Genomic DNA, 22,489 nt, shown 5'->3' on the forward strand with positions numbered 1-22,489 from the left:
GTGTGATCATTCTAACGCCGGGGGCAATCGGCATGAAAATGGAATTTAACCATGCAGAGGGTCGTGTTCTGCATGGGCTTATTGAAGATGCGTCGGGTGACATCGTTATCCGATTGGATGCGTCTGGGTTCATCGTCCATGCATCCGACAATGCGCGTGATTTGGGAATGGACCTTTCGTCCTTCCTGCTAATGCCGCATATCGCCGATCTTGCGGGCGCAGGCCACGGCCCGTCAGTCGCTCGCCATGCCGCACAAGTCCTCGCAGGCGAGGCGAAACCCGGCTGGATCGAATTTCCTTTGAACGGCTCTGGCAGCGAAGACGAACAGCCCGAGAATCCGGCATGGTATGCGTTCAGTATGCGCCTTGTTGACGATCAGGCGGGCGCGGAAAAAGGGGCGCTTGGCCTGTTGCGATGTGTGAAAGAACGTCACGCGCTGCAGGGTGAGATTGACGCCCGCGCGCTCACCGATCCTCTCACCGGCCTTGCTAATCGCCACGCATTCTTTGGCCAGCTGCGCCGATCGATTACTGCGGCGGAAGAACAGACCATGGCGGTGCTTGCGGTTGACCGTCTGCGCGCGATCTTCATGCAATATGGCCAGCGCACAGCAGATGAGATTCAATGGGGCTTTGCCAAATTCCTTGAGACCATGGCAGCGCCGGGTCAGGAATTGGCGCAATTGGATGGCGAACGTTTTGCGGTTCTGCTTCCCGGCATGTCCATCCGCGAAGCGCGCCAATGGGCAGAAGAAGTGCTTGAGACCTTTGCTGGGCTTGCGGTTGCCTCTTCCAAGAGTGCCCCTGAATTGACCGCTAGTGCAGGGCTTGCACGGGTCGAAGTGACCGTCGACTGGACGATGCGACAGGCAGAGCTTGGCCTGGTTATGGCGCGCGCGGGCGGCGGGATGCAGATTGGCATTTGCGGGCAGGCCCCGCGTTCTGTCGCGAGCGGCGCGAAGGTGGAGCACGCCATGGAGCAAGCGGTTAAGCGAGCAGAGCAGCGCCACGGGTGACGAGCCGCGAACAGGTTCTGGGCTTGCTTGGCGATCCGCGTTTAGCTCGCTAGACGTGCTGCCATGCCATTCACTGCAAAAATCATGCTGCTGGGTTCGGGCGAACTGGGCCGCGAATTCACCATCTCTGCCAAGCGTTTGGGCGCCTGTGTAATTGCCTGCGATGCATATGCAAATGCGCCCGCCATGCAGGTCGCCGACGAAGCCGAAGTGTTCTCAATGCTTGATGGCGAAGCTCTTCGCGCAGCAGTCGAGAAACATCAGCCTGACCATATCGTGCCTGAGATCGAGGCAATCCGGACCGAAGTGCTCGCTGATCTGGAAGGCGAGGGGTTCAATATCATCCCTTCAGCCAAAGCCGCGCAGCTCACAATGAACCGCGATGCGATCCGCGATTTGGCAGCGGACGATCTGGGCCTCACCACTTCGCGCTATCGCTACGCCACCACGATCGAAGAAGTGCGCGCGGGCGCTGAGCACACCGGTTTCCCTTGCGTGATCAAGCCGGTCATGTCCTCCTCTGGCAAAGGCCAAAGCAAGGTCGAGAGCGCGTCCGACTTACAAGAAGCATGGGATTATGCCTGCGCCAATATGCGCGGCGACAGAGCGCGCGTGATCGTCGAACAGTTCATCGACTTTGACTATGAGATTACGCTGCTCACAATCCACCATAGAGGTGGGATCACGTTTTGCCCGCCCATCGGCCATCGGCAAGAACGCGGCGATTATCGCGAAAGCTGGCAGCCTGCTGCAATGTCGGATGATGCGCTCGAAAAAGCGCGTCAGATGGCTTGGAAAGTCGTTGACGCACTCAAAGGCAATGGGCGCGGCTGGGGCATTTATGGGGTCGAGTTTTTTGTCAAAGGCGATGAGGTCATATTTTCAGAATTGTCACCGCGTCCGCATGATACGGGCATGGTGACATTGATCTCGCAGGATCAATCCGAATTTGATTTGCATGCACGCGCCATAATGGGACTTCCGATCTGGGGTGATCAGCCGGCGGGATGCGGGGCATCGGTTGTGATATTGGCGGACCGCGACAGCGAAGATTTTGAATATGCAGGTCTGGATGATGCTCTGAATGTATCACCAGAAGTGGACATTCGCATATTTGGGAAGCCCGTGACGCGGCCCTATCGCCGGATGGGTGTTGCTCTTGCTTGGGGTCTCGATCTGGACGATGCCCTTGAATATGCAAATGAGGCAGCGCGCAAAGTCCGCATTGTCTATCGCGACTGATACGACTAATCGCGGGTGCTATGACAACTTACACAAAATCGGCTGCCATGATGCAGCGCGGCACTGATTTCCTTGGCTGCGAACACGCGATCCTTTGCGGCGCGATGAGCTGGGTGTCGGAGCGAAATCTTGTGTCCGCTATCTCAAACGCGGGCGGCTTTGGCGTGATCGCTTGCGGGGCCATGACGCCCGAATTGCTCGACACCGAAATCGCAGAGACAAAGGCGCGCACGGATAAGCCGTTTGGCGTGAACCTGATCACCATGCACCCGCAATTGTTTGACCTGATCGCGGTCTGCAAGAAATACGCGGTCAGCCATGTTGTGCTTGCAGGCGGCATTCCGCCCAAGGGTAGCGTTGAGGCGATCAAGGAATTTGGCGCCAAGGTGATCGTCTTTGCCCCTACTCTCGCGCTGGCGAAAAAGCTGCTGCGATCTGGCGGTGATGCTTTGGTAATCGAGGGGATGGAGGCGGGCGGCCATATTGGTCCTGTTGCGACCAGCGTTCTCGCTCAGGAATTTCTGCCCGCTCTGGCTGAGGATCACGTTGTGTTTGTCGCAGGCGGCATTGGCCGGGGCGAAGCGATTGCAAGCTATCTTGAGATGGGCGCTTGCGGTGTGCAATTGGGCACTCGCTTTGCTTGTGCGACAGAAAGCATCGCGCATCCTGATTTCAAGAAAGCGTTCTTCCGCGCAAAGGCCCGCGATGCGGATGCCAGCGTTCAGGTCGATCCGCGCCTGCCGGTGATCCCGGTGCGCGCGCTCAAGAACAAGGGCACCGAAGAATTTACTGCCAAGCAGATCGAAGTTGCCGGCATGCTCGACCGCGAAGAGGTCGATATGGGCGAGGCGCAATTGCAGATCGAACATTTCTGGGCCGGCGCATTGCGCCGCGCGGTGATTGATGGCGACGTCGAAAACGGCTCGCTAATGGCGGGTCAATCGGTCGGCATGGTGACCAAGGAAGAGCCCGTTGCCGACATTATCGCTGAGCTGATGGGCCAATGCGAAACCGCGCTTTCGGGCCGCTAAATATGTGGCGACTTAGCTTTGCTGCCCTCGCTTTGGCGCTGCCTGCGGCGGCCAATGCGCATAATTTCTGGCTTGAGCCGGAGACGCATCACCTTGAGGAAAGCGGTGATGTGACCGTCGATTTCAGGGTCGGTGATACCGGAGACGAAGCGGCAGATTGGCCAGTCTATTGGGAACGGATTGCCTCATTGCGGCTCTATGGGCCGGATGGCGTTTCTGACCAGCAAAAGGCCGTTCGTATCACACGTCGCGGTGTAACCGGCGGTGCAGCGGTCACGCTCGATGCTCCGGGCACCTATGTGCTTGCCTTTGAAAGCACACCGAGCTTCTCCGATCTCGAAGCAGAACGATTTGATCGCTACGTCGCCAATGAAGGCCTCACTGCGATTGCTGCGCACCGCGCGCGGTTTGACCGTTCACAAAACAGTGGGACTGAACTGTATTCGCGGCGCGCCAAGACGGTGCTGCAGGTCGCAGAGCAATACACTGACAATGTGACGCAGCGTGTCGGGCACACGCTTGAAATTGTGCCATCGCAAAACCCCTATTCGATGGGCGAGGGCGAGCAATTGCCCATGAGCATCTGGTTCCGGGGTGAGCGGCTTTCAGGGGCCAAGCTTACCGCTGCCGCGATCGACGGTTCGGGCGATGTCGCGACCTATATCAGCGGCCAAGACGGCGACGTCACTATCCCTTACCAGCAAGGTACTCCGATGCTCTACACCGTGGTTTGGGGTGTGCCTGCCCCGAATGATGGCCGCGCTGACTACGTGACCTATTTCGCCAGCCTAACGGTGGACCCTTGATGAGCGCTCCTTTGATCCTGATCCTCGATTGTCCTGATCGCCCTGGTATTACGGCGAAAGTGACGGCGTTCCTGTTTGAGCGCGGCTGTAACATTCTCGACGCGCAGCAGTTTCGCGATCCCACGTCTGACCGCTTCTTTATGCGGGTGGCGTTCAATCCCACTGGCACGGCGAGTGATGATTTGCGCGCGAGCTTTACTAAGCTTGCGAGCGCACATGAGATGGACTGGAAGATCAGTGCGCAAGACCGGGCGCGGCGGGTGATCATCATGGTCTCCAAAGGCGATCATTGTCTGGTCGATTTGCTGTATCGCTGGCGCACGGGTGAGCTGAACATTGACCCCGTGGCAATCGTCTCAAACCACCCGCGCGAGGCGGCTATTCGCACCGATATTGGCGACATTCCGTTCCACCATGTGCCCGTTACGCGCGAGACCAAACCCGAAGCCGAAGCGCGCCTGCGCGAAATCGCCGATGAGACAGACGCCGAGCTGGTCGTTTTGGCGCGTTACATGCAAATTTTCTCCGACGAACAGAGCGCGCATTTTGCAGGCCGCTGTATCAATATTCATCACAGCTTCCTGCCCGGCTTCAAAGGCGCGCGGCCCTATCACCAGGCTCACGAACGCGGGGTCAAGATCATCGGAGCAACCGCGCATTTCGTCACCGCTGACTTGGACGAGGGACCGATCATTCATCAGGATGTCGAGCGTATCAGCCATGCAGACACGCCCAGCGACCTAGTGCGCAAGGGGCGCGATATTGAACGCCGGGTGCTCGCCGAAGCGGTGCGCATGTTCGTGCAGGAGCGCGTCCTTCTCAACGGCAAGCGCACGGTCGTTTTCAAAGGTTAAGCAAGCCATGATCGTAGAGCGTCTGGACCACATAAACATAATCACTGACGATCTGCGGGAAACCGCGCGTTTCTATGCCGAACTGCTTGATCTGGAGGAGCGCGATGGTCCGCCTTCGATGAAGCCTGAGCAGGTGCGCTGGATGTATGATCAGGCTGGCAATGCGATCCTGCACCTGAACTCCGTCGATTTCCCGCGAGTGTTTGACCGAGCAGTTGATCCCGCGTCGGAGACCGGCGCGATCCATCATGTCGCGCTGCGATGCCAAGAGTTTGACACAGTCAAAGCACGCCTGGATCAGCGCGGCGCCGAGTACAAAATCAACGAAGTGCCATCGATCAATCTGCGGCAGATTTTCACCACAGACCCGAACAATGTCCTGCTGGAGCTTAACTTCTTCAGCGCTGCTGAGTAGTCAGGTCGGCTCTAACGCCGCGCTATTTGCCCGCTGCCCTCCATCGCTTTGTCCTCATTGGCGCGGTGGATAACGAAGGCGCGGATCGCTTCGATCTCCTCGCGGCTCATCGAACCTTCAAACCCGACCATGCCGTTATCCTTGAGGATACCGTCATGCACGACCGCCGCCCAGCTTTGCGCATTGCCAAGGGTGCCCGATCGCCGAAGGTCAGGCAGCACCGTTGAGCCAACGGCTGCGGGCGCATGGCAGACCGCACAATAGCGCGCATACTTCTCGCCGCCCAAGGCAATGGTCTCGGCCGAAGCGCGGCTAGGTGGAGGATCAAGCGGCAGGCTCGCGAGCTCCATTTCAGGCGGCAGCTCCGTTTCCCCGCCAATCTTGAACACGAGCAAGCGCGAGACATTGCGCACTGGGCCCTGATGATTGATCAACTCGCCATCTGCCGTGATCGCATAGGCACCACCCCATCCTGCAAGGACTGCCACATATTGCTCGCCACCGACCGTGTAAGTGATCGGCGGAGCCACAATCCCGGTCTGCGCGCCAAAGCTCCAAAGCTTCTCGCCTGAGCCCGCATTGTAAGCGGCAAACTCGCTTGATGAATTGCCTTGGAATACTAGCCCGCCACCTGTGGCCAAAAGACCGCCATTCCAAGGGCCTGCAAACTCAACCTCCCAGCGCGGCTCTTGCGCGACTGGATCCCAGGCAAGCAACTTGCCCTTGACCGTGCCATAGACCTCACGCCGGAAACCCAAATCAGGGGGCAGATCGCCTGCACCTAAGTTAAAGCCCACATTGAACCCGCGCGCGGTGTCAGGCTTCCAATCCGCCTCTGGCGCGTAAACGGTCGCTGCCTCAAACGCAGGAATATAGACAAGCCCTTCGCCGGGATGGAACGCCATTGGGTGCCAGTTATGGCCACCTAGCGGTCCTGGCATCACGAGCGCGGGCTCGCCCGTCACATCAATCCGCGCTTGCGGGTTGAAGATCGGACGACCGGTCTCATCAATCCCTTCCGCCCAGTTTTGGGGGATATACTCCTCAGCTGAAATGAACTCTCCCGTTTCCCGGTCGAGCACATAGAAGAACCCGTTCTTGGGCGCCTGCATCAAGACTTGGCGCTCCTCACCCTCTATCTCCATATCGGCAAGGATGATGTGCTGGGTCGCCGTGTAGTCCCACGTTTCGCCCGGCGTTGTCTGATAGTGCCAGACATATTCGCCGGTATCAGGCCGGATCGCGACGATGCTGGAGAGGTAGAGATTGTCGCCTTCGCCCGTGCCGTCTTCACCCGGAGAGCGATAGGCGCGGTTCCATGGGCTCCCGTTGCCAACACCAATGTAAAGCAGGTTCAAATCCGGGTCGTAGGCCATGGAATCCCAGACCGTACCGCCCCCGCCAATCGCTTCTGAACTGGCTAGAACTGCGGTGTTCCAAGTCGCCGCTGCGTCTTGCAGATATTGCGGGTCGCTCCCGTCTTCCTCGCCATCGGGCACGGTGTAGAACCGCCATAGCTCTTCGCCATCGGTCACATCATAGGCCGCGACATAGCCGCGCACGCCGAACTCTGCGCCGCCATTGCCGATGATAACCTTGCCATCGATCACGCGCGGCGCGCCTGTGACAGTGTAGCTTTGGTCAGGGTCGGTGGTTTGCACCTCCCACTTTACATCACCCGTATCGCGGTCGAGCGCGACCAGCCGCCCATCCAGCGTTCCAAGGAAAAGCGAAGTGCCCCATGCGGCAACCCCGCGGTTCACGACATCGCAGCAGGCCTTTACACCCGTTTCGCCGGGCACCTCTGGGTCGTAATCCCACAAAGGCTCGCCGGTCGCAGCATCAAAGGCTTTTACCTTGCTCCATGCAGTGGTGAGGTAGAGCTTGCCATCCATGACCAGCGGCGTGGCTTCCTGGCCGCGCGCTGTGTCCATATCGGCAAACCATGCGAGGCCCAGATCGCCAACATTCTCGGCGCTGATCTGGCTGAGAGGGCTAAAGCGTTGTTCTGAATAAGTGCGACCATGGGTGATCCAATTGGCATCATCTTCTCCCGCGCCAATCAGAGAGGCTGCAGTTATGCCGCCTTCACCTGAGCCATCGCCCAGCAGCTCGCTACAACCCCATGCACCCAGCGCAGTGAGCGCCAGCACGGGCGCTGCCCAGATAGCCTTATTCATGAATCTCTCTCCCTTGGTTTGCAGACTGCCGCGAAAAATCACGCTTGTCCATCTTGGGGGCGCGGGCCATTATATGGGCAACCGGCTATCACAGAAGGAACCGCGACAATGTGCGATGAGGCAAAGCTGAAACAATGGGCAGCGGCTGAGATGGATCGGCGCAAGTTTGCGGTGCTGGCAGGCGGCGCGGCACTGGTCGCCGCATGTGATAATGTGGTGCCTCAATATTCCGAAGAGCTGATGGAAGGCGCGACGGCCGAGCGTAATGTTACGTTCGAGACCGCTGATGGCACGATGGACGCCTTCTTCGTGCACCCTGCGACGGGAAAGCACCCTGCTGTCATCTTCTGGCCTGACATTGCTTCCCTGCGTGAGGCGAAGCGAGAGATGGCGCGCAGGCTCGCAAGGGAAGGCTTCGCGGTCCTGATGCTCAACCCATACTATCGCGATGTCGCAGGCGATCAGTTTGAAGACTTCGCTGATTTCTTTGGCAATGAAGGCTTTGCAACCGTTTCGCCGTGGCGCGAAAAGCTCGACGCTGATTCCATCGGGCGCGATGCAAGCGCTGCGGTCGAATGGCTTGATGCGCAAGACGCGGTCGACACAAGCCGCGGGATCGGCACGCAAGGATACTGTATGGGCGGACCCTTCACCGTCTGGAGCAGCGCTGCGGTGCCCTCTCGGATCAAGGCAGCGGCAAGCTTTCATGGCGGCGGGTTAGTGCGCGAAGACTATGACAAGAGCCCGCATAAGGTCTTGGATGAGGCAGAGGCCGCTTACTTGATCGCGGTCGCACAGGATGACGATGCCGACGCGCCCGACGACAAGGTTGCCTTTGCGAATGCAGCTGACGCAGCGGGAAGGGCGGCGAAGGTCGAAGTCTATGCAGGCGATCACGGATGGACCGTGTCAGACAGTCCCGCCTATGAGCGCGAGGCAGCTGAGCAGGCCTATGCCGATTTGCTCACGCTATATGAGGAAAACCTCTAGGCCGGACACGCGAAACGCATTTTCCTACTGGATACGCATTTGATACCGCGTGCTGATGGTTCAATTGCCGCTCAATCTGTCGGGAAAATCCCTGTGAACTCAGCGCTTTGTGCTCTGCTTGGTGAGAACGCGTTTTTACCCTCAGCACCGTGTAACATGCGGTCCATGTCTTTGTAGGATTGCCCGTACAGTTGAGCCTTCAGGAAGCGTTATTGCGCTGCTTGGCCCGCTCGTTCGAGAGGCCAAAGCGGCCAAACTTGCGATACCGCGTCATCCACTTGTCGATGTAAAGCCCCAAAGGCCGCGCTTCGATGCCAAGGTCTGCAAGCGTGTTGGCGCCCTCGCTCACCAGACTGCCGGGTTGAAGCAGCGCCCACTGGTCGCGGCTCATGGGTGTGCCGGGAAGGGCTGCGAAGAGACCAGACAGGCCATCGGGCATAGCGATGAAGCGGCGCTTGCGACCTTGCGCAGCCGCAATGCGCTCATTGATCTCCATCATGGAAAGCTGCTCGGGCCCGCCAAGCTCAAAGGTCTTTCCGCCATGGGCGGCAGGGTCTTCGAGAGCGACCGCAACCGCTTCTGCCACATCGTCAACATAGACCAGCTGCAGCTTGGCCTCCGGTCCAAAGACGGGAAGCACCGGCATCATCTCGATCAACCCTGCGAACATGTTGATGAAGCCATCGTCTTTGCCAAACACAATCGAAGGACGCAGGATGGTGGCGTTGGGAAACGCTTCAAGGACACGGGTTTCGCCCAATGCTTTACCACTGGCGTAACCGGTGCTGGAGTTCGCATCCGCGCCAATAGCGCTGAAATGGACGAATCCCTGAACCCCGTTCGCTTTCGCCATTGCAGCCATGCGCCCGGGCGCATCTCCCATCAGTTCGGCCAAGTCACCAGCAAACGCGCCGACAAGATTGACGACATGGGTCGCTCCATGAAGCGAAGCAGCAAGGCTCTCATCCTTAGTGATGTCACACCGTGCGAACTGCAATTGGCCAAGGTCCGCGAGCGGTTGCAGCGAGTAGCCCTTTTCAGGGTTGCGGCTTGCGATGCGCACCCGAGCCCCGCGCGACAACAGGCTTTGCACAACGTAATTGCCAACAAAGCCACCCCCGCCAAAGACGGTGACCAAAGCATCGGAAAGTGGAGAGGCATTAGGCATGGCTCAGATCCCTTTTGAGCGCACTGAAACGGGGTTTTGTTGCAAGCGCCATGCTCCAAAGCGCGCCGCTGAGCAAGAGGGACTTGCTGCGTATATCCGGTGCGCGAAAGTTGCATGGTATTGAAAAGTCATGTTGGATCTGACGATCTTAGAACGTTCAAAATGGAGCCATCAACGCTACGAATACAAACGCGCTTATGTATTCAGAAAGAAGAGGCAACACCGCCTCTCCGATAATATCGCACTGATACTGATCGGTTATTTGACGCATATTTACGTGAAGGTGGCTCGTGAACGAGAATTCAGTTCAAGTGGCTGAACAACGCGCGCAATTGGACTATCCAGTCGTGGGAATTGGGGCGTCAGCGGGCGGACTTGAGGCAGTCACCGCGATGTTTGCCAATATCGATGGCGAAACCGGCATAGCCTACGTTCTCGTGATGCATTTGGACCCCTGTCACGAAAGCATGATGGCTGAGCTCTTGTCTAATAAGACGAAGGTGAACGTCCGCCAGATCACCGACGGAGACCACATCGAGCCGGATTGCTTGCATGTAATCCCACCAGGATCTGATTTGAGGATTGACGGAAAGCATTTCCGACTGGACAAGTTCAGTGAGCCACGCGGGTTGCGAAGGCCAATCGACAGCTTCTTCACATCGCTAGCTCAAGTGCAAGGCGAAATGGCGGCATGTGTGGTGCTTTCAGGGACGGGGGGCGATGGCACAGCGGGCCTCCGGCAAGTGAAAGAAGCCGGCGGTATTAGCGTTGTCCAGTCTCCCGTAGAGGCGCGCTACGATGGCATGCCCATTTCTGCAATCAGTACCAAGCTTGTCGATTTCACCTTGCCTGCCACTGATATTGTCACGCGGATCAAGAGTTTCTTTAATGGGGCGGACAAGTCATCTTTCCCAGAAAATCAGATCGCTGCGGAAAGGGTGTTGCGCGATATATTGAATATTCTGAAAGCGGGCGTTGGCATCGATTTCTCAGGATATAAACGCTCGACTTTGCTCCGGCGGCTTAGCCGACGTCTACAATTGCACGAGATTGGCGATGTCGGAAAATACGTCATTAAGCTGGCGCAAGATGCAGAAGAGCAGGCCGCTCTTGCGCAAGATTTTCTAATAAATGTCACGTCCTTCTTTCGCGACGAAGAGCACTTTGAGCTCTTGCGCCAGGAGGTCATGGTGCCACTCATCCAAGGTCGAAAATCGACTGATGTTGTCCGCGTTTGGGTCCCGGGCTGTTCGAGTGGGCAAGAGGCCTACACGCTCGCCATGCTACTCGATCACGCCTGTCTCGAACTCGCTTGCCGACCGTCAATCCAGATCTTCGCGACGGACATTGATGAGCTTATGATTGAGCAGGGCCGCAGAGGCTCTTATCCTCTCTCAGCAATGGGTGAGATACCCGAGCCCTATCGCAAGGCATACACTGTCGAACAGGGCGACCGGTTCGAAATTGCTTCGGGTCTGCGCGAGATGGTGCGCTTTTCAATCCATAACATGGTCCAAGATCCTCCTTTCTCCAAGATCGATCTCATTTCTTGTCGGAATATGCTGATCTATCTGGGAGACGAATTGCAGGACGGCGTATTGCCTCTAATCCATTCTAGTTTGCGTCCAGGCGGTTTCCTATTTTTGGGACCTTCCGAAAGTGTAACAAAGCGCAGTGAACTGTTTATCGGAGTTGCGCAGCGCTCTCGAATTTTTCAGCGGAATGACAAGGTTAAGCGCCTCCCAATTACGCTGCCATTGGCCATGGGCGGTTCCCCAAGCATTCCAAGACGGGATGTGAAGCCTGAACGCAAAGACGAACTTCTGCGTCGCAAAAGTTTGGATTCAAGCAATGCTGCAGTTTATGAGCATTATGCCCCACCGTTTGTAAGAGTGTGCCAAGAAGGGCGAGTTTTAGATGGCTCTGGCGATCTCAGCCTCTTCATGATGTCACGGCCAGGCGCCGATGATTACATCAGCACGCTTGCGCGTGAAGGTGTGATCGATGTGATCGCCCCACTCCTCAACGACGCGAGAGCCAGTGGTGAACGCCGGGCTATGAAGGATGTGGAGGTAACTTCTCAGTTCGGCGTTCAGAAAGCCGACATAGTTGCTCATCCTCTGCCTGATGACACAGTTGCGGTGGTTTTTCTGGCGAAGGATCGCCTCAGGCCCATTGTCGATGAATTTGCCGTGCGCCCGATTACGCGAGATCGCCAGATAGCGATTTTACAAGACGAACTTCAGAAGATGCGGCTCCAACTCAGCGTCAAGGTCGAGGAGATTGAGACGGCCAATGAGGAGCTCAAGAGTTCGAACGAAGAAATGATGTCGATGAATGAGGAGCTCCAGTCGGCCAACGAAGAGCTGACAACCGCCAATGAGGAACTCAAAAACAAGATTGATGAACTGACACTTGCGAATGCCGATCTCGATAATTTCCTGCAGTCTTCCGATCTTTCCATGATTGTCTTGGATCGCGAGCTTCGAATTCGCCACGCAACTGATGCTGCCAGAAGACTGGTGCCATTCATGCGTTCAGACGAGGGGCGCATCCTGGGCGAGTTCAAACTTCCCATCGGCGATCTTGATTTGATGAAGCATGCCCGCAAGGTGATGGACACTGGCAATTCGTTTTCTGCCACCATCGAACACAATCAAGGCGGCCAATCGTTCTTCTTACGCATTACACCCTATTTCTTTAGCGACGGCGCTGTGGAAGGCGTTTCAGTCACATTGATCAATATTTCTCAGGAGGTTGAGCTTCGCCACAATCTCTCTGCGCAAGGAGAGAAGTTGAAGCTGGCGATGCAAGCGGCGCGAATGGGTTCTTGGGACACAGACCTAGAAACCGGACAGATGGAGGTCGATACTGTAGCTGCCGAATTGGCCGGGTTGCCAAATGCTGGCATCTATCATCGCGATGCTTTCTTTCAGAACTTGCAACCCGGTGATGCAACCGAGTTTGTGAAAGTGCGGGACGAAGCGCTCCAGGCCAATACGGGTTATGCTTACCAAGCGCGCATCTCGGTTGACGGAGCGGAGCCAAGATGGGTGCAAGTTCATGCTAGGCCATATTTGTCAGCAGATGGCAAAAGGCGGGTCGTCGGTCTTGGTATCGATGTGACAGAGCTGATGACGCTGCAACGCGCACTCGAGCTTGAATCCACTCGCAGGTCATTGGCTATGCGAGCGGCGCGCATGGGCATCGCGGAGGTTGATGTTGAACGCGAGCTGGTGACCGTTGATCATGTCCTAGCTGAGCATTTGGCTATCGATCAGGCCGGTACCATACCGCTTGCAACTTTGTCTGAAAGCTTTGCACCCGAAGATGCTCCATTGTTCGAAGAAAGCCTGCGCCGCGCGATCGAACAAGATGAAGAGTATGAACTCGATTTCAGGGTGGACGAGCCCGGTGGCGACTGCAGATGGGTACGAACGCGGGGATTGCCCTACACGGCGCTGGATGGGCGCCGGAAGGTTGTAGGCCCAACACTAGATGTAACCGCTGAAAAACAGCAAGGACTGCTGCTTGATGAGATGAGCCATCGGATCAAGAACCTTTTTGCGGTTATAAGCGGACTGGTTCAGGCGGTACCCAAAGAGCACGAGGAAACGCGCAAAGTTGCAAACGAGCTCGTTGAAAGGATCGTATCGCTCAGTCGCGTTTATGATCTTGCACGCAAAGAGAAAGCATCCGCTGGCATTGATCTAAAGGAGCTGCTGCTTTCGGTTTTGGAGCCGCATCGATCAGCGCAAAAACTGAGCATCCAGGGACCAGATGTTTTGGTCGATCCCGAAGCGGTGAATACTCTGACACTGATAGTCCATGAGCTAACGACCAACACCATGAAACATGGTGCATTCAGCGACGCTAACGGCGAGTTGTCAATTCGTTGGCGGTTTGATGATGACAACAAAGTCGAGCTTCATTGGATTGAACGATGCTCCGCTTTCAATCCGCCCAATTCGCATTCTGGCTTTGGGAGTATGCTCATCGAAACGGGTGTCCGCCAATTGCGCGGCAAGTTCCAACGTTTGTTTACTGAAAATGGTGCAGATATTCAGTTCGCTATCAGTGTGAATGAGTGATGCTATATGGAAATGAGTCAATACTTAGAGGGATTGTGCGTTCTTGTGGTCGAGAACGAATTTCTTCTCGCAATAAACCTAGAAGCCATCATGCGCGAAGCTGGGGCGAAACGCGTTGAGATGGCAGCAACCATCGCTGATGCGACGACCTTGATCGATCATGGCGAATACGATGCAGCAATTCTGGATATTCGACTGATGGACGGGGACTCTTTGCCTCTTGCAGGGAGGCTGATTGAGCAGGGTGTGCCTGTTGTTATTCACTCAGGCCACGCCAATTTGGGGCACTCACAAATTGTGCCAGAAGCCGTCTTCCTGCCCAAACCATCTACGCCATCTGAGATTGTTCAGGCTGTCTTGAAGGCTCGCGGCGTCTCTGGCTCGTTTGAATTGGCCGCCAACGGCTAGCCCGTGAACCCCTATTTGGTGGCGGTTGGCGGGCTGCGAATTGCCTGTCACCTCGTTGGGCTTCAACATCTGTCCATTAGTAAGACTAAGACACGCTGGTATTTTGCAGCCAGCGTGGCATGAAGGACGGATTGAAGCTGTCATTCGTGGGATCAAAGCAAGTGCAGATGTTTCAATTTCCGCGGCTTGAGTTTGACAGCGCTGCGGCCACGTTGCGCAAAGAGGTTCGGTCTTTTCTTCTGACACAATGTCGCGATGGCGGGTTTACACCGGCAGCTGACTGTTGGGTTTCTCGCGCTGACCCCGAATTCAGCCGAAAAATGGGTGCGCAAGGCTGGCTTGGGATGACTTGGCCTGAACGCTATGGCGGGCAAGGTCGCCCCAACCATCACAGGTTTGTAGTGACTGAGGAAATGCTGGTTGCTGGTGCGCCGGTTGCCGCCCATTGGGTTGCCGATCGGCAGACAGGAAGCCATATCCTTGCCTTTGGAACGGAAGAGCAAAAGCAAACGATCTTGCCGCGCATTGCCGCAGGCGAATGCTTTACCGCGATCGGAATGAGTGAGCCGCAAGCAGGCTCCGACCTAGCCGCAATTCAAACTTCTGCGGTAAGGACGGATGCAGGATGGTTGCTGTCAGGTCGAAAGATTTGGTCCACGGGCGCTCATTTCTCCCATTACATGATCGTCCTTGCCCGAACTTCGCCAGCAGAAGGCCGCAACCGGCAAGTGGGCTTATCGCAATTTCTGGTTGATCTGAGTCTACCCGGCATTGAGATATCGGGCATCAAAGACCTGGGTGGCACGCCTCATTTTAACGAAACCCTTTTTGAGAATGTTGAACTACCCGAAGACGCCTTGTTAGGATTTGAGGGCAACGGCTGGGCGCAATGTATGGGAGAGCTGGCGCTGGAGCGGTCAGGTCCTGAACGCTTTTTGACGACGCTTGTGGTGCTTGAAAAAGCGCTTCCACTAATTGCGGCACAGGCGGACAATCGCCGGGCCTTAGAAATTGGCTCAATCCTAGCCAACTTGCGCGTCCTTCGCCGGATGTCGATGGGTGTCGCGCAGATGCTCGACCAAGGCGATTCGCCGGCATCGGCCGCTGCAGTGGTAAAGGAAATGGGCAATCGGCTCGAAAACGATATCGTCGCGCGTGTTCGCACGATGCTATCTGACATCCCCAAACGTGACTGGCCTGAAGGTTTGCAGCTATTGCTACGTGAAGCGATTTTGCACCTGCCTTCCAACACTTTGCGCGGTGGCACTACGGAAGTTCTGCGCGGTATTATCGCGCGTGAAATGGGGATGCGGTGATGGAGGGAGGCGACTTAAGCCTGATCGCGGACAGCCTCGAGCGGATTTTTGCAGCTGCTCCACTGGACGAAATTGATGCTGCCAACGGACAAGGCGAAGAGGCTGACGAATTGTGGGTGACCGTTGAGGAAAACGGGTTTCCCCTGCTCTGCGCATCAGAAGCAAATGGCGGTTTCGGCGCTAACCTCGCAGAAGTTTGCGGGGTCGCCCAACTGGCTGGCTCTTGTGCTGCGTCAATTCCTCTTGCCGACACAATCCTTGCTAATGGCTTACTTTCGTCTGCCGGTCTTGAGCCGCCCAAAGGGCGAATTGGCTTGGCCGATCCCAACGACAATTCGGCGCCTTTGTCCCATGCCCTGCAACTAGATGGAGCCATCTTGCTAAACGATGGTTGGCTGTCGTTCCACGATCTGTCGCAAAGTGAGATAAGCCCAGTGCCGAAGGCCGAGGACGGGGCTGGGCTACCAGCGAAACCGTGGCCAGAACCCGTACTTCGGGCGGCGGCTCCCCATTGGCTGACACCTGTAGCCATGCAGGCTCTAGCCGCGATGGTTCGTGCGGCGCAGATGGCAAGTGCTATGCAATCGGTGCTCAATCTAACGCTGAACTATACGCAAGAACGCGAACAATTTGGCCGTCCTCTGGCAAGGTTTCAGGCGGTGCAGCATCACCTATCTGACATTGCTTGCGAAACGGCAGCCTCGATTGCAGCAGTCGAGCTCGCTAGCGATGCCGTTCGCATAGACGATCACATTGGGGAGCAAGCAATCTCCGAAATCGCGATTGCTAAAATTCGCTGCGGAGAAGCAGCTGCGCGCGTAGCCGCTGCCGCGCATCAGGCGCATGGAGCGATGGGGTTTACGCGCGAATATGCACTTGGCCGTTACACCCGGCGACTGTGGCAATGGCAAGATGAATTTGGAGCCGAGGCTGAGTGGGCTACGAGGTTAGGGCACTCCGTCCTATCTGAGGACGAACCGCGCCTTTGGCCCCATATCAGCAGAGCGATTTAGGAGACATAGAGCATGGTTGATCCCGTCTTATTTGAGCGTGAAGATAGCGTGGCCACTGTCACGTTCAATCGCGATGAAACGCGCAATGCTCTGTCGGACGAGGTGGTCGATGGGCTGCTCGATGCGATGGCGCAAGCAGAGCAAGATCGTTCTATCAGTTGCGTCATTCTGACCGGCGCGGGCAAAGCCTTTTCCTCTGGCGGTAATCTACGAGACATCGGTGCAATGACCGCTGAAAAAGCCATGAGCCCGCTTCAAATCGAGGACTGGTACAAGACAGGCATCCAACGTATCCCCTTGATGATGGAGAGGCTGACGGTCCCCGTGATCGCTGCGGTCAACGGGCCCGCCATTGGCGCTGGCAATGACTTGGCGACCATGTGCGACATGCGCATCGCATCGACCAAGGCTGTTTTTGCCGAGAGCTTTCTCAAAGTTGGGATCATTCCCGGCGATGGTGGTGCTTGGTTTCTGCCGCGCATCATCGGTTATGCTAGGGCAGCTGAGATGCTTTACACCGCTGAGGCTATCGACGCGCATAAGGCGCAAGAATGGGGGCTGGTCAGTCAGGTTGTTGAACCCGAAGCTTTGATGGATGCAGCTCGAACGCTAGCAGCCAAGGTGGTTTCAAATCCTCCCTTCACTTTGCGCAAGGGCAAGGAAATCATGCTCTCAGCTCAGCGTATGGGATTAGAAGATAGCCTTGCCAAAGCGGCGACTGCACAGGGCGTCCTTCAGCAGATGGAAGACCACCAGGAGGCGGTAAACGCTATCCTTGAGAAGCGCTCGCCGCAGTTTAAGGGGCGTTAGGTCCGCATTGCTGAGCAGCAATGACGTCCAGCTCATGACCTGCAACCTCATCACGCACCGTGACCACCGTACTTACTCGTTCCAAGATTTCGCAATCATATAACGTACCCGATCCAACGGTCTCACGGATGATCTCGACAAAGGCATCCGGTGCCATCACCCGTGCCCCGCGATTGAGAAACTGATTGTGCCAGCGCTCACCTCCACCGACGATGGTTGCCAACGTTTGACGGCCAAGACCTCCAGCTTCTGAGAGTACGGGTGGACCCAGTTCTTCAAGCAAGGCGTCTTGTGTGTCGCGGCGAAGAAATAAAGCGGCATATCGGCGCGCGGCCTCTGCTGAATCTCCAGCATCAATGGCCAGTCGCAACATCGCTTCTTGCGCCAATGGATCCCGCCAGCCCCGTTGGGCGGCATACTGGATAGAGAGAGTTCCTTCATCGAATAAGCCCGCAGCAACCTGAGCTTGCGCTAAAACCCTTAAGTGCTCAGCGGGAAGTGGCCGTCTGCGCACCAGTCTTTCAGCTTCTTGCAAGGAATAATCAGGATTGTCTCCTGCAAGCGCATAAGCAGCCACCGGCAATTGGGCGGAGGAACGGAAGGGTTCGGGCACACGCTCAGCCAGCGCAGGTGTGCGCTGCACTTGCCGGTCGAGTTGCAACCCGAAGGTAACAGAGGCGACGAGAACAAGGCTGGTCCACCAAGCGATCGTCTTAATCATACCAGCACCTCTTGCTTCGTCGGTGCTATTGGTGGTGCTCCAAATCGCACAAGGATGAGCAATGCGTAGCCGCCTACAGTTAGCATCGTGAGGTTCCGCAGCGGATAATCGGTGATTGATTGTAGTGCGATAATAAGAAGGACAATCGCGCCGCTCCAAGCGATCCATCTTTGCGGTGAATGCCGTGCTCGCCATGACAGCCACACGACAAGCAACAGCCAGTTTGCGATCAGAACTAGGCCCGGCAACCCTGTTTCGATAGCAACTTCAATGTAGTCATTATGCGCGCGGCCCGCGCGCCGCAAAGTCATGTTTTCGAGCGATTCGTCGATCTGGAACACATCGTCGAACGTGCCTGTGCCCGCGCCAATTGGCCAATAGCGCTGCGCCGAATACGCGGCGTCTTCCCAGACGTAGGCTCGCGCATCTTCTGTTTGATTAAACCGCTCGAGCACGTCGTTGACGCGACCCGGCGCGATTACAAGCGTGCCTCCGACCAAAGCGATCAAAAGGGCGGCAGGGGCGAAGGCCAGCCATTTGGTACGTGCTCCGCTTATCGCACCATTTTTCGATCGCTTAAACTGCCAAGAAACCGCACGAACAAAGCCAAATGCAAGCGGAAGAGCGGCCAATACAAGCGCCGTCCGAGAGCGTGTTAGAACTATGGCGACAACCAGTAGCGCGCAGATCGTGACGCGGGCGGGAAGTGCAATGTGAGCGAAGCGCGCCGGTGCTGGGAGAACGGTAACCAATGCCAATACTGAGACTAGGAACAGGCCCCCCGAATTGCGATTGGCAAAAGCCCCAAACAAGACTCCAGGCATCCTGTTTTCAGGGTAGAGTAGCCAATCCTGGCCGGTCGATAGAACTTGTGGGATGCCGATCAGGAAATGCAACAAGCCTAGCCCAACGGTAAGCCAGCCGACTAGGACAAGGCGATCACGAGGCGCCCTCCAGCCAATCGTCAGCACGGCTAGTGGCAAAATCAATGCCGTGAGGGCGAGAGCAGTTCGGATGGGGTCAACACTGACAGTTGCCCATTCTTGTCCTCCGATCAAATCGAAAGACTGCACCATTAACTCACGGCCAGGGAGCTCTGCCCAAATGCCCGAGGGCAATGGAATGATATAAAAGGATGGCAGCGCTAAGGTGGCTAGGATGAGAAACTTCAAGGCGCTGGGGGCTGTTTTCCAGAAACCGAAAAACGCCGGCCCATTGAGCGACAAAGCAGCGAGCGCTGTTACTTGAACTGCAAAATTCGAAAGACCGTATTTGGATCCCCCGCCGCCAAGCGCGAAAGCCGCGATCAAAACGATGGCGAGTGACCCCCAAACCGATTTATGATCTGGCTGGTATGCGGTTTGCGCTTGGGAATTGATTTGGGCAGATGCTTGCAAAAATTTTGCCATTCTTTCAGCCTCGGCGAACGCTCAGCTGTGCACTACACAAAGAAAAAGCGCCCGACAAAGTCGCGCGCTTATTTCTCTACCGATCCGTTTGGATAGGTTGGACTTGGCTTAGCTTAAGCGCCTGGCGAAATATCATCGTCTTCGTTGTCTGCCATTACGACGATACCTGCAATCGCAACTGCAGCGGCCAGAAGAGCAATCAAAATGCCTGGTTTCCCGCGAAGGTCTTCGCCTTCAGCAGAGCGAGCGAGTCCAGGTTGAGCGTTCGAGGTCACATATACAGGCGCACTGTCACCCGCGCGGGTGTTGGCCTGTGCTGCAATAGGCGCAAACGCCATGCTTGCTGCGGATGTCGCAACCATCAGGCGTGTTGTTGTCTTTAACATCGGAAAATACGTCCTCTGTGAATCGCTTACGTAAGCATCACTAGTGCAGTGCAGCGCGTTTGACAACCATAGGGTTGCTCAGGACGGTAAATGCACTGCTTAGAAACGGCCTGCGTTCAGGGATCCAAGCCCGTATCGATACAAATGGTCGTTTTGGTCCGTTAACGATCAGCGAAAATCCTGATCATGCGACGAATCGGACAAAATCACATCGTACTGTTCGATATCACCGCCGGTAACGATTGCCCCTTGATAGGTTAACCAGGCATGCGCGCTGAACTCTTTATCTGGGGGGTTTTCGACACCGATCTGGATTTCGCTGGCAGCGCCCAATGCGCTGATCCAGTTTTGCGCCGCTATTGCTTGGATTAAACAGTCGCTGCGCCAGGGCAGCCTATCTGACAGGCGTGGTAGCACATAGGAGATGCGCTCAATGGTCCGTCCATCGATCTGAGCGCTGTCGTTGGCATGCGCTCTTGATTGCGCATTGCGCTCAGGAATTTCTCTGACATCGAATTGAGCAAAACCCACCCGTGCAGCAACAAGTTCGATCAATCCGCGTGCACAATAGCGCGTTAGCCAGATGACATCACCGAGCGCCGGTCTTTCTCCGGGCGCTGGGGTCGCTCGTGATTGCGCTGCACTCATGATCCGCTTATTCGACCAGCCATGCCATAGTCTTGCGCGCTATGCCAATCGTGCCATTTAAGCCATTCAGCGCTTCTCTATGTGGCGGTCCAAATGAGGTCGGAGCTCTAAAGTGTCAGCGATCGGAGCCATCTTTGCCCTTGACGGAGTGCGTGCTGATCAGGTCGAAACGATGCGCAGTTCTCTGGCGGCCATTCCACACGACCAGTCAGGAGGCTGGCAGTCTGGGCCTATGGGACTGGTGGCCGCTATTCAGCACACCAACGCTGAATCAACAGAAGTAATGCAACCATTGCAATGCGAAAGCGAGCAGTTCGCAATTGTCTTCGATGGATATCTGCTCAACCCAGATGAAGTTACTGTTGATCTGGTCGCCAAAGGCTTTGCGCTGCGGAATCGATCTGATGCCGAGATTGCAATGCGCGCCTACCAGGCATGGGGCCATTCATGCGCAAGCCGTTTGGAAGGCGAGTTTTCGCTTATCGTAGCCGACTTGAATGGCGGCACGCTCTTTGCTGCGCGCGACCACATGGGATTTCTTCCGCTCTATTACATCGTCGACAATAGGCGATTGGTCCTTGCATCGGATTTTCGAACTCTGGCTTCGCTTGCAAAAGCGCCTTTGACGCCCAATCACGACTATCTTGCCCAAATCATGACCAATCGCTGGTTTCTGCGCGAGGAAACGCCATGGAAAGAAGTGAAGCGGATAATACGTGCGCACACGCTCCGCTTCGACGGTCAACGAATAGCAACCGACAGGTACTGGACGCCGCCAACCGAAATTTCGATCCGCTACAATTCTGACAACGAATACGCTGAACACTATCGCGAACTGCTCTTCGACTGCGTCAAACGAACTTCTAGATCGCATCGTCAAGTTGGTGTCGCTGTAAGCGGCGGGCTTGATTCTTCCGCCCTTTTTCTGGTTGCCGATCAGTTGGAGAAGCAAGGCGGATGGCTTGCGCCAGGTTTTGAGGGATATTCACTGGCTGCGGAAGAAGGGGGGAATGCATTCGAGCTTCCATATGCGCGCGCAGCTGCCGCGCATGTTGATCGCGAGTTGGTCGAAGTGCCACTCTTTGATCCCGATATTGATTGGTATGAGAGGGATGCAGTCTTTCATCATGACCTAGCCATCCCATCAAACGGTGCAATGATGTTGGGGATGGAACAGCGCGTGGTTTCCGATGGCGGGAGGGTCATAATCAATGGTGTTGGTGGGGATGAGTGGCTAACCGGCAATATTCTGGACTACCGCGAGTATTTGGTCGAAGCAGATACTGCCAGGTTTTTACGCGCATTGCGGTCAGATGCCGCAAGTTCCGGGTGGTTTCGCGCGCTCAATGACGCCAGCCGACAAGTAATTGGGGAGCTAACTCCGGAATCCCTCCGGAAACGCATTCGCGCGAGGATGCGAGCTAAGAGCCGCACAAGTGATCCATCCATGCGCTGGCTAACGCCCGAATTGCGCGAGAGCATTGCCCGGGCTGAGGAGGCTTATGAAGATCAGCTTCCGAGCAAAGCCATTGATTGGGCTAAGCACAATCTGGCGATGTCGCCGTTTGGTGATCTCTCTTATTCATTGATGCGGCGGCAAAGAGCCCAGATTGGGGTGGAATCGCGGCACCCAATGCTTGCACGAAAGTTCATCGAATTCTCGCTCCGCACTCCCACAGATATTAAGCGGAGAGGGGCGACCACCAAGTACGTGCACAGGTTGGCGATGTCAGACATTCTCCCTGATGTCGTGTTGAACCGAACTAGCAAAGCCAATTTCACCAACAGTAAGATCGATTTGCAATTCGCCGACTATGTAAGACGATATGGTGCAGATCGGTTAAGAGACGTGTGCGACGTTAACGAACTCTCTTGGCTTTTAGACATCGATTTTAACACGCCAGAAGGCGACTATTGGGCGTGGGAAATTTGGGGCCTTTACGCAACCGCAGCATTTTTGTATCACTCGTGAGAAATTAACCCTG

Annotated in this window: 19 protein-coding genes; 13 read left to right on the top strand and 6 right to left on the bottom strand. The window is 56.0% G+C overall.

Annotation, left to right across the window (positions count from 1 at the left end; genetic code table 11):
- Positions 1 to 32 precede the first annotated feature (32 nt).
- The 6 genes from AC0V6N_RS15020 (at position 33) to AC0V6N_RS15045 (ending at position 5,364) form a co-directional block, all read left to right on the top strand.
- Positions 33 to 1,016 (top strand): sensor domain-containing diguanylate cyclase, encoded by a 984-nt coding sequence (locus AC0V6N_RS15020; protein WP_486172346.1) that lies wholly within the window; start codon positions 33 to 35, stop codon positions 1,014 to 1,016.
- Positions 1,017 to 1,079: 63 nt separating this feature from the next.
- Positions 1,080 to 2,258, top strand: a complete 1,179-nt coding sequence (gene purT, locus AC0V6N_RS15025) for a formate-dependent phosphoribosylglycinamide formyltransferase (protein WP_486172347.1) — start codon at positions 1,080 to 1,082, stop codon at positions 2,256 to 2,258.
- 20 nt (positions 2,259 to 2,278) lie between these two features.
- On the top strand, positions 2,279 to 3,289 hold the full coding sequence (locus tag AC0V6N_RS15030) for an NAD(P)H-dependent flavin oxidoreductase (protein WP_486172348.1): 1,011 nt from the start codon (positions 2,279 to 2,281) through the stop codon (positions 3,287 to 3,289).
- A gap of 2 nt (positions 3,290 to 3,291) precedes the next feature.
- Entirely contained in the window at positions 3,292 to 4,095 is an 804-nt protein-coding gene (locus AC0V6N_RS15035) for a DUF4198 domain-containing protein (RefSeq protein WP_486172349.1), read from the top strand.
- Positions 4,095 to 4,949: a formyltetrahydrofolate deformylase gene (gene purU / locus AC0V6N_RS15040; RefSeq protein WP_486172350.1), complete on the top strand. Its 855-nt coding sequence runs from the start codon at positions 4,095 to 4,097 to the stop codon at positions 4,947 to 4,949. Before AC0V6N_RS15035 ends, purU begins: the two co-directional genes overlap by 1 nt.
- Positions 4,950 to 4,956: 7 nt before the next feature.
- Positions 4,957 to 5,364: a VOC family protein gene (locus tag AC0V6N_RS15045; protein WP_486172351.1), complete on the top strand. Its 408-nt coding sequence runs from the start codon at positions 4,957 to 4,959 to the stop codon at positions 5,362 to 5,364.
- An 11-nt stretch (positions 5,365 to 5,375) separates the two neighbouring features.
- Here the strand turns inward: AC0V6N_RS15045 and AC0V6N_RS15050 are convergent, their stop codons facing one another.
- Positions 5,376 to 7,544 carry a PQQ-dependent dehydrogenase, methanol/ethanol family gene (locus AC0V6N_RS15050; protein WP_486172352.1) on the bottom strand — a complete coding sequence of 723 codons (2,169 nt, stop codon included), beginning with the start codon at positions 7,542 to 7,544 and terminating at the stop codon, positions 5,376 to 5,378.
- Between the two features lie 108 nt (positions 7,545 to 7,652).
- On the opposite strand from AC0V6N_RS15050, the gene AC0V6N_RS15055 reads away from it, so the two are divergent.
- Positions 7,653 to 8,534 carry a dienelactone hydrolase family protein gene (locus AC0V6N_RS15055; RefSeq protein ID WP_486172353.1) on the top strand — a complete coding sequence of 294 codons (882 nt, stop codon included), beginning with the start codon at positions 7,653 to 7,655 and terminating at the stop codon, positions 8,532 to 8,534.
- 199 nt (positions 8,535 to 8,733) lie between these two features.
- Here AC0V6N_RS15055 and AC0V6N_RS15060 read toward each other — a convergent pair whose 3' ends face one another.
- The gene (locus AC0V6N_RS15060) at positions 8,734 to 9,702 is read right to left on the bottom strand and encodes a complex I NDUFA9 subunit family protein (RefSeq protein ID WP_486172354.1); all 969 of its coding nucleotides are present in this window, start codon (positions 9,700 to 9,702) and stop codon (positions 8,734 to 8,736) included.
- Between the two features lie 290 nt (positions 9,703 to 9,992).
- Between AC0V6N_RS15060 and AC0V6N_RS15065 the strand changes: the two genes are divergently transcribed.
- The 5 genes from AC0V6N_RS15065 to AC0V6N_RS15085 all read left to right on the top strand — a co-directional run bounded on the left by AC0V6N_RS15065 (position 9,993) and on the right by AC0V6N_RS15085 (position 17,340).
- Positions 9,993 to 13,793, top strand: a complete 3,801-nt coding sequence (locus tag AC0V6N_RS15065; RefSeq protein ID WP_486172355.1) for a CheR family methyltransferase — start codon at positions 9,993 to 9,995, stop codon at positions 13,791 to 13,793.
- Positions 13,794 to 13,799: 6 nt separating this feature from the next.
- Positions 13,800 to 14,201: a response regulator gene (locus tag AC0V6N_RS15070; protein ID WP_486172356.1), complete on the top strand. Its 402-nt coding sequence runs from the start codon at positions 13,800 to 13,802 to the stop codon at positions 14,199 to 14,201.
- 167 nt (positions 14,202 to 14,368) lie between these two features.
- Positions 14,369 to 15,517 (top strand): acyl-CoA dehydrogenase family protein, encoded by a 1,149-nt coding sequence (locus AC0V6N_RS15075; RefSeq protein ID WP_486172357.1) that lies wholly within the window; start codon positions 14,369 to 14,371, stop codon positions 15,515 to 15,517.
- Entirely contained in the window at positions 15,517 to 16,530 is a 1,014-nt protein-coding gene (locus tag AC0V6N_RS15080; RefSeq protein ID WP_486172358.1) for an acyl-CoA dehydrogenase family protein, read from the top strand. Before AC0V6N_RS15075 ends, AC0V6N_RS15080 begins: the two co-directional genes overlap by 1 nt.
- Positions 16,531 to 16,542: 12 nt before the next feature.
- On the top strand, positions 16,543 to 17,340 hold the full coding sequence (locus AC0V6N_RS15085) for an enoyl-CoA hydratase-related protein (protein WP_486172359.1): 798 nt from the start codon (positions 16,543 to 16,545) through the stop codon (positions 17,338 to 17,340).
- On the opposite strand, the gene AC0V6N_RS15090 is transcribed toward AC0V6N_RS15085, so the two are convergent.
- The 4 genes from AC0V6N_RS15090 to AC0V6N_RS15105 all read right to left on the bottom strand — a co-directional run bounded on the left by AC0V6N_RS15090 (position 17,327) and on the right by AC0V6N_RS15105 (position 20,504).
- Positions 17,327 to 18,061 (bottom strand): hypothetical protein, encoded by a 735-nt coding sequence (locus AC0V6N_RS15090; protein ID WP_486172360.1) that lies wholly within the window; start codon positions 18,059 to 18,061, stop codon positions 17,327 to 17,329. The genes AC0V6N_RS15085 and AC0V6N_RS15090 overlap by 14 nt on opposite strands.
- Positions 18,058 to 19,470: an O-antigen ligase family protein gene (locus AC0V6N_RS15095; protein ID WP_486172361.1), complete on the bottom strand. Its 1,413-nt coding sequence runs from the start codon at positions 19,468 to 19,470 to the stop codon at positions 18,058 to 18,060. Before AC0V6N_RS15095 ends, AC0V6N_RS15090 begins: the two co-directional genes overlap by 4 nt.
- Before the next feature lie 113 nt (positions 19,471 to 19,583).
- Positions 19,584 to 19,856 (bottom strand): hypothetical protein, encoded by a 273-nt coding sequence (locus AC0V6N_RS15100; protein WP_486172362.1) that lies wholly within the window; start codon positions 19,854 to 19,856, stop codon positions 19,584 to 19,586.
- 168 nt (positions 19,857 to 20,024) lie between these two features.
- Positions 20,025 to 20,504: a lasso peptide biosynthesis B2 protein gene (locus tag AC0V6N_RS15105; RefSeq protein ID WP_486172363.1), complete on the bottom strand. Its 480-nt coding sequence runs from the start codon at positions 20,502 to 20,504 to the stop codon at positions 20,025 to 20,027.
- Positions 20,505 to 20,616: 112 nt separating this feature from the next.
- Here AC0V6N_RS15105 and AC0V6N_RS15110 point away from each other — a divergent pair, with 112 nt between their 5' ends.
- A complete protein-coding gene (locus AC0V6N_RS15110) occupies positions 20,617 to 22,476 on the top strand; it encodes an asparagine synthetase B family protein (RefSeq protein WP_486172364.1) in 1,860 nt (619 codons plus the stop codon).
- Positions 22,477 to 22,489 lie beyond the last annotated feature (13 nt).

Source organism: Erythrobacter sp. S57(2025), from assembly GCF_057365055.1.

Excerpts from the sequence above, each read along its gene's own strand:
- AC0V6N_RS15020 (WP_486172346.1), top strand. The coding sequence starts at position 33 with ATGAAAATGGAATTTAACCATGCAGAGGGTCGTGTTCTGCATGGGCTT.
- purT (WP_486172347.1), top strand. The coding sequence starts at position 1,080 with ATGCCATTCACTGCAAAAATCATGCTGCTGGGTTCGGGCGAACTGGGC.
- AC0V6N_RS15030 (WP_486172348.1), top strand. The coding sequence starts at position 2,279 with ATGACAACTTACACAAAATCGGCTGCCATGATGCAGCGCGGCACTGAT.
- AC0V6N_RS15035 (WP_486172349.1), top strand. The coding sequence starts at position 3,292 with ATGTGGCGACTTAGCTTTGCTGCCCTCGCTTTGGCGCTGCCTGCGGCG.
- purU (WP_486172350.1), top strand. The coding sequence starts at position 4,095 with ATGAGCGCTCCTTTGATCCTGATCCTCGATTGTCCTGATCGCCCTGGT.
- AC0V6N_RS15045 (WP_486172351.1), top strand. The coding sequence starts at position 4,957 with ATGATCGTAGAGCGTCTGGACCACATAAACATAATCACTGACGATCTG.
- AC0V6N_RS15050 (WP_486172352.1), bottom strand. The coding sequence starts at position 7,544 with ATGAATAAGGCTATCTGGGCAGCGCCCGTGCTGGCGCTCACTGCGCTG.
- AC0V6N_RS15055 (WP_486172353.1), top strand. The coding sequence starts at position 7,653 with ATGTGCGATGAGGCAAAGCTGAAACAATGGGCAGCGGCTGAGATGGAT.
- AC0V6N_RS15060 (WP_486172354.1), bottom strand. The coding sequence starts at position 9,702 with ATGCCTAATGCCTCTCCACTTTCCGATGCTTTGGTCACCGTCTTTGGC.
- AC0V6N_RS15070 (WP_486172356.1), top strand. The coding sequence starts at position 13,800 with ATGGAAATGAGTCAATACTTAGAGGGATTGTGCGTTCTTGTGGTCGAG.
- AC0V6N_RS15075 (WP_486172357.1), top strand. The coding sequence starts at position 14,369 with ATGTTTCAATTTCCGCGGCTTGAGTTTGACAGCGCTGCGGCCACGTTG.
- AC0V6N_RS15080 (WP_486172358.1), top strand. The coding sequence starts at position 15,517 with ATGGAGGGAGGCGACTTAAGCCTGATCGCGGACAGCCTCGAGCGGATT.
- AC0V6N_RS15085 (WP_486172359.1), top strand. The coding sequence starts at position 16,543 with ATGGTTGATCCCGTCTTATTTGAGCGTGAAGATAGCGTGGCCACTGTC.
- AC0V6N_RS15090 (WP_486172360.1), bottom strand. The coding sequence starts at position 18,061 with ATGATTAAGACGATCGCTTGGTGGACCAGCCTTGTTCTCGTCGCCTCT.
- AC0V6N_RS15095 (WP_486172361.1), bottom strand. The coding sequence starts at position 19,470 with ATGGCAAAATTTTTGCAAGCATCTGCCCAAATCAATTCCCAAGCGCAA.
- AC0V6N_RS15100 (WP_486172362.1), bottom strand. The coding sequence starts at position 19,856 with ATGTTAAAGACAACAACACGCCTGATGGTTGCGACATCCGCAGCAAGC.
- AC0V6N_RS15105 (WP_486172363.1), bottom strand. The coding sequence starts at position 20,504 with ATGAGTGCAGCGCAATCACGAGCGACCCCAGCGCCCGGAGAAAGACCG.